Source organism: Pseudomonas fluorescens HK44 (genome assembly GCF_000217955.3).
Classification (GTDB): Bacteria; Pseudomonadota; Gammaproteobacteria; order Pseudomonadales; family Pseudomonadaceae; genus Aquipseudomonas; species Aquipseudomonas fluorescens_AQ.
In genome coordinates, this window is the sequence record NZ_AFOY02000002.1 from 253749 (window position 1) to 261993 (window position 8245).

Consider the following 8245-nt stretch of genomic DNA (forward strand, 5'->3'; position numbering starts at 1 on the left):
CTTGCCCCCGCTGGGGCGCGTAGCGGCCCTAAAACCAATGACTGCGGTCTTACTGATAGACCGCGTTCTCCGGTTTTGCGGCTGCTTCGCAACCGAACGGGGGCAAGCCCCCTCGCCACAATTGATCGTTGTCACGGCCGGGTTTCAGTTCAGCACCTAGGCCTTGCGCCAAACCCCTTTCCCGCTCAACCGCTCCCGATCATGCGCGGCAGTGAAGTCCTGCGCCGGTCCCTTCGGCACAATGCCGGTCGGATTGATCGTGCGATGGCTTGCGTAGTAGTGCCCCTTGAAGTGGGCAAAGTCCACGGTGTCGCCGATCCCCGGCCACTGATACAGCTCGCGTAGCCAGTTCGACAGGTTCGGGTAATCGGCGATCCGCCGCAGGTTGCACTTGAAGTGGCTGTAATACACCGCGTCGAAGCGAATCAGCGTCGTGAACAGGCGAATGTCCGCCTCGGTCAGGTATTCGCCGGCCAGGTAGCGCTTCTCGCCCAAGCGGTTCTCCAGCCAGTCGAGTTCACTGAACAGCTCATCGAAAGCTTCTTCATAGGCCGTTTGTGAGGTGGCAAACCCGGCGCGATACACACCGTTGTTCACCGCCGGATAAATCCGTGCATTCAGCTCATCGATTTCAGCGCGCAAGGGTTGCGGGTAGAAGTCCAGGCCATTGCCGGTCAGGCCGTCGAAGGCGCTGTTGAACATGCGGATGATTTCCGCCGATTCGTTGCTGACGATGCGTTTTTGCAGGTTATCCCACAGCACGGGCACCGTTACGCGGCCGGTGTAGTCGGCGGTATCGGCGGTGTAGCGCTGGTGCATAAACGTGAGGTGGTCGAGCTTGTCGCCCGTGGAGCCGAAGGCCTTGTCGAAGGTCCAGCCGTTTTCCAGCATCAGCCAGCTGACCACCGACACATCGACCAGGCTTTCCAGGCCTTTGAGCTTGCGCAGAATCAGCGTGCGGTGCGCCCAGGGACAGGCGAGCGAGACATAGAGGTGATAGCGGCCGGCTTGTGCGGGGAAGCCGCCTTCACCGCTGGGGCCGGGTTTGCCGTCGGCGGTCAGCCAGTTACGGCGCTGCGCTTGTTCGCGCTGGAACGCGCCGTCCTTGCTGCTTTCGTACCACTGATCACGCCATTGCCCTTCAATCAGCAAACCCATCTTGAACTCCAAAGTCGTTAAACGTTGGAGTTGAGTCTATTCCGATACCTTCGAACAAAAAGCGCAAAGGTTGAGCGTTTATGATCGATTAAATAGATTTGTCGCGAGCATCCCAGAACTGCTGAGCCTTGACGAAGGCTTCATCACGCGGTGTACCGAGACCGCGCAAGGCCAGGGCCATGGTCGAAATCAGCGCCATGTGCGGATAGCTGTCGACCACGTCGCCGCGCCATACGGCTTTCAAGTGTTCAGGCTCAAGGCTCGCCGGTTTGACGTGACGTTGCGCCGACAGCTGCGGCCATTCCTCGTCCCAGCTCTCACCGCCAGTGGTGCCGTACAAGTGACTATCGGCATCCGGGTTGATCTCGATCTCACCGCCATCGCCCTTGATCACGATCGCGTTATCGCCCAGCAAGCCGCTGGCGTCGCGGTGCACGCCCTGATAGCCGGGGTGGAAGATGCTTTGCAAGCCACAGCGCGCGCCCAGCGGGTTGAGAATCCGCGCCAGCGAATGGATCGGCGAACGCAGGCCGAGGGTGTTGCGCAGGTCGATCATCCGTTGCAGTTGCGGCGCCCAGTCGCCCAGCGGGATAAATGCCAGATTGCCGTGTTCCAGCGCTTCACCCACTTGTTGCCAGTTACGGCACAGCGGGATCTGCAATGGCTCGAGCAGTTGCTCGCTGTACAGCCGCCCGGCGGTATGCGCGCCACCGCCGTGCATCAGGATCCGCACACCGTTTTGCGCCAGGCACTTGGCCGCCAGCAGATACCACGGCAAGTGACGCTTTTTGCCAGCGTAGGTCGGCCAGTCCAGATCGACCGCCAGCGCTGGCGCGTTCAGCCGCTCGCGCAAGGCCTCGGTGAAGCCTGCCAGCTCTTCCGGGCTTTCTTCCTTGTGCCGCAACAGCATCAGGAAGGCACCGAGTTGAGTGTCCTCGACCTTGTCGTCGAGCAGCATGCCCATGGCTTCACGGGCCTCTTCGCGGGTCAGGCTGCGGGCGCCGCGCTTGCCTTTGCCGAGAATCCGCACGAACTGCGCGAAAGGGTGTTCGGCAGGTGTTTCAGTGATCAGTGGGGCGAAATCGGTCATAGACAATTCGTCGGTTTGGGCAGGCCCGCCAGCTTGGCGGCAAGTTTGGCGGGAGTGCCTTTGAACAATCGGTTCAGGTGCAGGCTGTTGCCCTTGTCCGGGCCCAGTTTCAGCGCGGTGTATTTGATCAACGGGCGAGTGGCCGGCGACAGCTGGAACTCCTGATAGAAGCCGCGCAGCAGCTCAAGGATTTCCCAGTGTTCGGGGCTTAGCTCCAGTTCTTCGGCGGCAGCCAGCGCCGTGGCGACTTCGGTGGACCAGTCACCGAGATCAACCAGGTAACCGTCCTTGTCCAGATCGATGCGCCGAGCGCCTACGGTGAGCGAATTCATAGCCAGCTGTTGACCTTGTCGTAGTGAATCGACAGTTCGACGAACGCTGGATAGTCGACGCTTTTGACCCAGTCGGGTACCTGCAGTCCGCGAGCCTGAACGTCTTCGGCCAGGACGAACAGGCGCAAGCTATCGCTTTGTGCTTGCAGTGCGCTGAGTGGCGCGGTGCCGGGTTGCAGGGCGTAGACCGCATCGCCACTGAGCAGAACGGCATCGCTTGCGCCCAGCACGCGCAGGCAACTGGTCAGCCGGTTATCGGTAAACGGCGAGTGAGATAACACATGCAAAGTCGACATCAGAGGGTAATCACTTGGTCATAACGGTCAATAACAGCCGAGATTTGCTCAGCAGCCAGCACCTGCAACGGGTCGAGGCTCAAGGCCGTCGGTTCCAGACCTCGGGCAATGGCGCTGTCGCCACACACATACAGGTCTTCTATACCAAACAACCCAAGCGCCTGCAGGTTGGCGCTGAGGTCTTTTTGTTGCACGGCTTTGGCGACCTGCCCGGTGGTGAGCTGGAACACGCCGTCATCGAGAAACAGCAGGCCGATCGGCAAATCGAAGGCGCCGCCGGCGAGTACGATATCCAGCGCTTCACGGGCGCTTGGGCCAGACCAGGGCGCCTGCCGGCTGATAATCAGCAAGGATTTAGGCATGTTTCATGGCCCTCCAAAACAGATCAGGCGATCGGCGTCTTGCACCGCGTCGTGCAACTGCCCGAGCCCGGACAATTCCCACGGTGCGCTGACATTGATTGCCGTGCGCTGATAGCGCCTGGCTTCTGCTTCATCCAGCACACCACGACGCAAGGCTGCAGCAATACACACTACGCCGTCGAGTTGGTGCTCGCTGACGAAGTTGCGCCATTGCAGTGCCAGGTCTTGCTCATCCTGTGGCGTAACGACGTTGCTCGACGCGTTGTAAACGCCGTCTTGGTAGAAAAACAGCCGCACGATCTCGTGCCCACCGGCCAGCGCTGCCTGGGCAAACAGCAGGGCGCGGCGCGAGGAGGGCGCATGTGCGGCGGAAAACAGCGCAATGGCGAACTTCATGGTGAACTCTGACAACAAATCTGCGGCCATGATAAAGCTTTATCGCCGGTGCGGCGAAGGGCGATTCAGCGCGGCATATAGCCCATCTGCCAGCGCCGTGGAATCTTCAGTGAAATAGCGCCGAGCACGCCGGCCAGCAGACCGCTGGCATACAGGGCTTGCAGGCCGAGATGGTGTTCGAGCACCGCACCCAGGACGGCGCCGGCAAACATGCCGGTCCAGGGGATCAGTTGCACCCGCCAGCCATTGCGGCGTTCGCCGAGCAACCAGCGTCCCAGGCCGCGCCCAAAGCGTGACAGGGCACCGGTGACATAGGTCAACCCGACCGGAAAGCCGTTGACCTGTTCGACGGCGGCGTTGAGCATCCCCATGGCGATGATCGCTGCCAGCAACGCCGGAATTTTAGCCTCGAATGGCCATGCAGCGGCGCCGCACAACAGGGTAGCGACACACAGCATCAAGGGAAGGGCGCGTCGGCCGCTGAATCGGCTGACCACAATGCCCAAGGCGTTGCCGACGACAAACATGGCGATCAGCACCAGCAACCGCAAGGTCATGCCCAGATCTGCGCCGCTGATCGCTACCGCCAGGCGGGTGGTGTTGCCGCTCATGAAGGAGACGAAGTCGCCGGTGGCCATGAAGCCAATAGCGTCGGTCATGCCAGCCAGCACTGACAGGCTCGCCACTAGCAACATACCGATCCGGCCGCGCCATTTTTGCACGTGCAACAGGCCCGGTGTATGGGCGCGATTAGGTGAAGACGGCAGCATTTATCAGCTCTCGAGACCCTGCAGTTTGCGATATTCCTTCCAGTCCATGCCGGCCATTTGCGCCACTTCCTTGTGCACCTCCAGCCGTTGGGCTTCATAGTCCTCAACCGTGGCCACGGTCAATTGCAACGTCAATTCCCAGGCAAACAGGCCCAGACGCTCGGCCTCCGCCTCGTAGGCTTCATGCAGCCGTTCGTTGCGATATTGCGCCATGGTTTCGCCTTTGGCCTGGGCAGCCAGAGGATTCAGGTGATCGAGTTCTTCGCGTAACGCCGGTCGTGCATTGAGAAATCGTTGCAGCGCCAGTTCGTGCTGCGAGTCGATTGGGGCCATGGACCGTCCTTGTCAAAGGAAAAGTATGCGCGTCTTGAGGGCATTTGCCTTGACGCGGGTCAGGAGGTCTTTTTCTTGTTGGCTTTGGCCTCGGCGGCCAGGCACTCAAGCGCAAACTGCTCGGTGTAGGTCATCTGGATCGGCGTGGTTTCACCTTTGACGGTTCTTTCGCCATCGAGGATGTAGCGAATGCGCTTGTCGGTCACGCCGATGCGTTTGGCGATCCACGACGGAGTCTGGCCGATCTGGCTGATCAGCTTGTCGGCGTAGTCGGTGGAAGGTTTGTAGAATTCGGCATTGGGGGTCATGGGCTTTCCAGAAAGGTTGCTCGGCGCGACGCGCCAATAATTATGGCGCGACAGGGTGCGCGAATCGGCACGGTCTGTCGCCCTCTATATGAAGTAAAGCAGAGTGGCGCCGAGGACAAGGCATGAGGAACTGGTGAGTCTGGCGCTTCGGCACGGCCGCTTGCGGTGATACAGTCAGCGTTTTGCGAATAAGGAAACACAATGCGTATTTTGATGGTGGCGCTGGCTGGCGTGTTGCTGGCGGGTTGCGCGGGATCGACGATGAAAGAAGCGCGCTCCCAGAGCCCCTACAAGACGCTCGCCTCGAACAAGCCTGATCTGGTCGTCGCCCAATGTGTGCAGTTTGCCTGGCAGGACGAGGCAGTGTTCGGTGTCGACGCCAGTGGTTATCTGCAACCCGGCGAAACCGGCGGTTTCACCGTTTACACCCGTTCGGCCGAGTCCTTCATCGACGTGCAAGGCGGCGCATTGAAGTACTACGCCACTCAGGACAACTGGGTTGCCAAGCGCCGACTGGCAGCACTGGCAACCTGTCTGTGAGTCAGTGAGCGTCAGGTGTTTGGTTCAGCGGCCGTCAGGCATTTCTGGAAAAAGAAACGCTTGCTGCCAGGCGGGTAATCGGCAATCTGCCCAATCTCGGTAAACCCCAGCTTCTTGTAAAACTCCGGTGCCTGGAATTCGAAGGTGTCGAGGTAGATCCCAATGCAGTTTTTCTCCCGCGCCAGCTCTTCGGCCATGTGCATCAGCCGTGAGCCGGTGCCCTGTCCGCGTGCCTGCTCGGGCACTGACAACAAGTCGATGAACATCCATTGGTAAAACAGTTTTGCGTAGAGCCCGCCGAGGATTTCGTCGGTCTGTTCATCACGAACCAGCAGGGCGATTTCCTGGTAATGACCTTCGCCGGCATGGGCAATGTTGTAGGCGCGCAGGGGGTTGATAATCGCCTGGCGTTCTTCAGGTAGCGGGTTTTGCGATAACTCGATGCGCAGTTTCATTCGCGACGTCCTTGTAACGGTATTGGGGGCAACCGATATCGAGACTACCGTGTGTTGTTAACGAAGTGAATGCCTGTGGCGAGCAGCCGTCCTGATGTGAATCGTTCTGATCGCGGGATTGTGTTGTAGTACTTTTGCCAGTCTAGACGTAGGAATTCATATATTTAACTGTGTAGATGGCCAGTTCTTAGGGGGGGCGGGTCAACGAAATGGAAGGCGCAAAGAACTTCCCGTCACTGACCGCCCGGGCCTTTCCCCCGAACCGTATGAAACAGACAGCGACAGCTGTTGCACCACCAGGCCACGTGTGTAGCGTGATGCCTGACAGGTTCTAAAGGATTAGAACCGAAAGCCCCGCAGCGATGCAGGGTTTTTGGGTTTCAGCCGTTGCTGCGGCCGTTACGCTGATGGAATACCATGGCGCCCTCTGACAACAAACAGGATGGATTGTCATGTCGAATACGGCCGAGCGCGTCAACATCATTGAGTCCAAGGTGTTGTCCCACGACTGGTACCTGCTCAAGAAAATCACCTTCGATTACCTGCGTAACAATGGCGTTTGGCAGCGACAAACCCGCGAGGTCTACGACCGTGGCAATGGTGCCGCCATTCTGCTGTTCAACCGTGCGCAAAAAACCATCGTACTGACCCGCCAGTTCAGGTTGCCGGTCTTTGTCAACGGTCATGACGGCTTGCTGGTTGAAGTGGCAGCAGGGTTGCTGGAAGGCGCCTCGCCGCAGGAGCGCATCCGTGCAGAAGCGGAGGAGGAAACCGGCTATCGCGTTCACGATGTGCAGAAAGTATTCGAGGCTTACATGAGCCCGGGGTCGGTGACCGAGAAGCTGCATTTTTTTGTGGCTGAATATGACGCTGCTTCACGCGTCGGATCGGGGGGTGGGCTGGAGGCGGAAACTGAAGACCTTGAGGTGCTGGAGCTGAAGTTCGATGAGGCACTCGAGGCGTTTTACAGTGGGCAGATCGTCGACGCGAAAACCATCATGCTGCTGCAGTACGCGGCGATGAAGGATATTTTTGCGACGGTTTAGACCGATGTTTCTGCTGGGCAAAAAAAAGGTTCATCACGGATTACCGGGAAAGACGCTCTTGATCTTCATGAAAAAGAACTCGCTATCCCGGTAACCGTACGCCATCCGCTTGATGACCTTTATTCGATTGTTTATTCCTTCCAACTGACCGGTGTGCATCGGCCAGCGAACCCGACTGACGATGCCCCGCCAGTAATCCTTTAGCCGTCTGGCGAACTGGATCAGGGCGGGTATCGCGCTTTCATGAGCATGGCGCAACCATTGCTTCCAGGCCGATCTCCAGCCCCAGGCGGTACTCGGCGTCCAGAGCGTTTTGAGTTCAGCCTTCATCAGATAGACCGTCATCAACGATTGGTTGGCCGCCAGTAAATCCTGTAAATGGACCTGTTGTTCCGGCGTTTTCAGGTTCTGCGGGTTACGCAGCAACAGCCATCGCGCCTGCTTGATGACCTTGCGAGCCGGCTTGTCATGACGCAGCCGGTTAGCCTCGTCGACGCGGACCCGATCAATCACCTCTCGGCCATATTTGGCTACCACATGAAAGAGGTCGTAGACCACTCGGGCTTTGGGGCAGTGCTGGCGAACCTCCAGATCAAAAGCGGTGTTCATGTCCATCGCTACCGCTTCGATTCGAGCACAACCCTCTGGTCCCAGTTCTTCGAAGAACGGTCTGACCGCCGCCCGGCTGCGGCCTTCGCCGATCCACAGCACTCGTCGTGTATCGGCATCCAGGACCACGCTGGCGTAGCGATGACCTTTGAACAGCGCGAACTCGTCCATTACCAGGCGTCGCGGTTGCGCCTTCGGCAGATTACTTAGCGCCGTTTGCAAGGCTCGACGCTCCAGCAACCGGACGGTGTCCCAATGCAGCCCAAACAGTTGAGCCACGTGTAGCGTGGGAAGGCGCTCACAGGCTTGAATGACCGCATCGGCCAAGCGGCGCGTCATGCGGGCATAGCGATCCAGCCAACTGACGGCTTCCATGCGTTTGCCACAGTCACGACAGCCAACCCGCCTGAGCAAAACGCTAAGGCGCACCGCGCGACCGAGAATGGGCAAATCACGAACGACTCGCTCGCAATACTCATGAGTGGTTGAACAGGGTTTTTGGCAGCCGCCACAGGAAGGGAATCGGGTAGCGTGGGGAGTCAGATCGATC

At 59.0% G+C, this 8245-nt stretch carries 13 protein-coding genes; 2 read left to right on the top strand and 11 right to left on the bottom strand.

Annotation, left to right across the window (positions count from 1 at the left end; translation table 11 throughout):
- Positions 1 to 156: 156 nt before the first annotated feature.
- The 9 genes from HK44_RS01400 to HK44_RS01440 all read right to left on the bottom strand — a co-directional run bounded on the left by HK44_RS01400 (position 157) and on the right by HK44_RS01440 (position 5045).
- Entirely contained in the window at positions 157 to 1158 is a 1002-nt protein-coding gene (locus tag HK44_RS01400; RefSeq protein ID WP_019689846.1) for a glutathione S-transferase family protein, read from the bottom strand.
- A gap of 88 nt (positions 1159 to 1246) precedes the next feature.
- A complete protein-coding gene (locus HK44_RS01405) occupies positions 1247 to 2230 on the bottom strand; it encodes a glycosyl transferase family protein (RefSeq protein ID WP_187682475.1) in 984 nt (327 codons plus the stop codon).
- Positions 2231 to 2244: 14 nt separating this feature from the next.
- Positions 2245 to 2580 (bottom strand): TusE/DsrC/DsvC family sulfur relay protein, encoded by a 336-nt coding sequence (locus HK44_RS01410; RefSeq protein WP_019689848.1) that lies wholly within the window; start codon positions 2578 to 2580, stop codon positions 2245 to 2247.
- The gene (gene tusB / locus HK44_RS01415; protein ID WP_019689849.1) at positions 2577 to 2876 is read right to left on the bottom strand and encodes a sulfurtransferase complex subunit TusB; all 300 of its coding nucleotides are present in this window, start codon (positions 2874 to 2876) and stop codon (positions 2577 to 2579) included. Before tusB ends, HK44_RS01410 begins: the two co-directional genes overlap by 4 nt.
- Positions 2876 to 3238, bottom strand: a complete 363-nt coding sequence (gene tusC / locus HK44_RS01420; RefSeq protein WP_019689850.1) for a sulfurtransferase complex subunit TusC — start codon at positions 3236 to 3238, stop codon at positions 2876 to 2878. The genes tusB and tusC overlap by 1 nt, the downstream gene beginning before the upstream one ends.
- Positions 3239 to 3241: 3 nt before the next feature.
- Positions 3242 to 3634, bottom strand: a complete 393-nt coding sequence (tusD, locus tag HK44_RS01425; RefSeq protein WP_024264676.1) for a sulfurtransferase complex subunit TusD — start codon at positions 3632 to 3634, stop codon at positions 3242 to 3244.
- A 65-nt stretch (positions 3635 to 3699) separates the two neighbouring features.
- Positions 3700 to 4404 (bottom strand): YoaK family protein, encoded by a 705-nt coding sequence (locus HK44_RS01430; RefSeq protein WP_019689852.1) that lies wholly within the window; start codon positions 4402 to 4404, stop codon positions 3700 to 3702.
- 3 nt (positions 4405 to 4407) lie between these two features.
- Positions 4408 to 4737 carry a DUF6388 family protein gene (locus HK44_RS01435; protein ID WP_019689853.1) on the bottom strand — a complete coding sequence of 110 codons (330 nt, stop codon included), beginning with the start codon at positions 4735 to 4737 and terminating at the stop codon, positions 4408 to 4410.
- A gap of 59 nt (positions 4738 to 4796) precedes the next feature.
- Complete coding sequence (locus HK44_RS01440; RefSeq protein ID WP_019689854.1) at positions 4797 to 5045, bottom strand: hypothetical protein; 249 nt, start codon at positions 5043 to 5045, stop codon at positions 4797 to 4799.
- Positions 5046 to 5246: 201 nt separating this feature from the next.
- On the opposite strand from HK44_RS01440, the gene HK44_RS01445 reads away from it, so the two are divergent.
- On the top strand, positions 5247 to 5585 hold the full coding sequence (locus tag HK44_RS01445) for a hypothetical protein (protein WP_019689855.1): 339 nt from the start codon (positions 5247 to 5249) through the stop codon (positions 5583 to 5585).
- Between the two features lie 11 nt (positions 5586 to 5596).
- Here the strand turns inward: HK44_RS01445 and HK44_RS01450 are convergent, their stop codons facing one another.
- A complete protein-coding gene (locus HK44_RS01450; protein ID WP_019689856.1) occupies positions 5597 to 6040 on the bottom strand; it encodes a GNAT family N-acetyltransferase in 444 nt (147 codons plus the stop codon).
- Positions 6041 to 6492: 452 nt separating this feature from the next.
- Here HK44_RS01450 and HK44_RS01455 point away from each other — a divergent pair, with 452 nt between their 5' ends.
- Complete coding sequence (locus HK44_RS01455) at positions 6493 to 7086, top strand: NUDIX domain-containing protein (protein WP_019689857.1); 594 nt, start codon at positions 6493 to 6495, stop codon at positions 7084 to 7086.
- Positions 7087 to 7119: 33 nt separating this feature from the next.
- On the opposite strand, the gene HK44_RS01460 is transcribed toward HK44_RS01455, so the two are convergent.
- Positions 7120 to 8245: ISL3 family transposase (locus HK44_RS01460; RefSeq protein ID WP_031319265.1), on the bottom strand; the 1126-nt coding region annotated here is incomplete at its 5' end.